Annotated in this window: 2 protein-coding genes; both read right to left on the reverse strand. The window is 52.3% G+C overall.

Annotated elements, in window-relative coordinates; all coding sequences use genetic code 11:
* Nucleotides 1–100: 100 nt before the first annotated feature.
* Nucleotides 101–769 (reverse strand): hypothetical protein, encoded by a 669-nt coding sequence (locus tag F563_RS25035; RefSeq protein WP_156825308.1) that lies wholly within the window; start codon nucleotides 767–769, stop codon nucleotides 101–103.
* A 1-nt stretch (nucleotide 770) separates the two neighbouring features.
* The gene (locus F563_RS26015; protein WP_156825309.1) at nucleotides 771–1133 is read right to left on the reverse strand and encodes a mCpol domain-containing protein; all 363 of its coding nucleotides are present in this window, start codon (nucleotides 1131–1133) and stop codon (nucleotides 771–773) included.
* Between the last annotated feature and the right edge of the window lie 165 nt (nucleotides 1134–1298).

Below are 1298 nucleotides of genomic sequence, written 5' to 3' on the forward strand. Positions count from 1 at the left end.
CGGATCAACGCCGATCTCCATGCCAGGGATCAGCTTGGAATCACGTCCCCAGTCCGATGGGAATCCCCAGACCGCGGGTTTGTCCACGCGGACTAAGGATTTATGTTCCACGAACTGCAACTACAAGTCCGGCGAAGCCGACAGCCACGCTTATTGCAACAAGTAATTCATTGGCTAAAGATAACTCTGGAAACCAACGCGCCAGAACGGAAGCAATGCCAACAAGCAAGATAACGAACATCATCGCAAGAAGGAGATTTGCACGAGCTGAAAAAGAGCGCCTTAACGTCGCAGCCTGCTCAATTCTTGTCAAGTCTACATAATCATATGCGTCCTGACCGATGAATAACTCTTTGTTCATCTCCCTTCTTGCTAGCCAATCAAGTGTGAAAACCCGCGATGTTCTATTTTTGAGAGATTCTGCAACGATTGCAACGGAGAGCTTCTTTGGCACTGGAGTTACATCAAGTATATCCGTTCCGTCAAAAAGGTCGCTGACCCTATCGTGCAGAAGCGGTTTCGGCACGATCTCAACGGTCTCTGCCTCTCGATACGCTTGAGCGAATCTACCGAGATCGGCAAGGCGCTTGTGGAGGCGTTCAACAAACTCACTTTGCTCTCTCCCACGATGCGGGGCACTTCCGATCATGGGACCTGATAAAAATATAACTTCAATTCTTTCGGGTTTAAACTGCCTGACCATTGCTGCAATTGCATGTGTGTATCCATCAATGTTATCTGAATAGTAAATAATGCGTCCCGTTCGCATTTTATAGCTCCCTATAGCAGACAACGTGGCCGCCCCCATTGATCTTCGCACGCGACAGCGCGACCAGCGCATCCCTCGGAGTTTTCCCTATACCAACTGAGAACGAAATACCTCTCCGCGGGCTAAGGAGCCGCTCGATTGGGATTCCAGGAGGACCCACAGCCATCACACTGTCACCGGCAGCAAAAAGAACTTGGCACCCCAGACATTGGAGCTCTTTTGTCAATAATTCAATCGCCTCAGACACATTTCTGGAGAAGACGGCGGCTTCTTGCGCGGCATTTTCAAGAATCAACGTCTGAATCCTCCGGCCGATTTGGTCGCCGTCGAAAGAGTAATACGTGATGTTGCCATCAACTTCCATGTCGCTGCAGCCTATATCAACTGTGAATCATGCATTCGCGAACCGATCCCGCACGAGCTGCGCCAGTGGGGCCACCGGCCGGGCGCCGAAATGGCTGATCGCCTCCGCGGCCGCGACCGAGGCCATCACCCCGCACTCCGGAAGCGGCCGGCCGCGGACCAGCCC

This window comes from Elioraea tepidiphila DSM 17972, from assembly GCF_000378465.1.
Classification (GTDB): domain Bacteria; phylum Pseudomonadota; class Alphaproteobacteria; order Acetobacterales; family Acetobacteraceae; genus Elioraea; species Elioraea tepidiphila.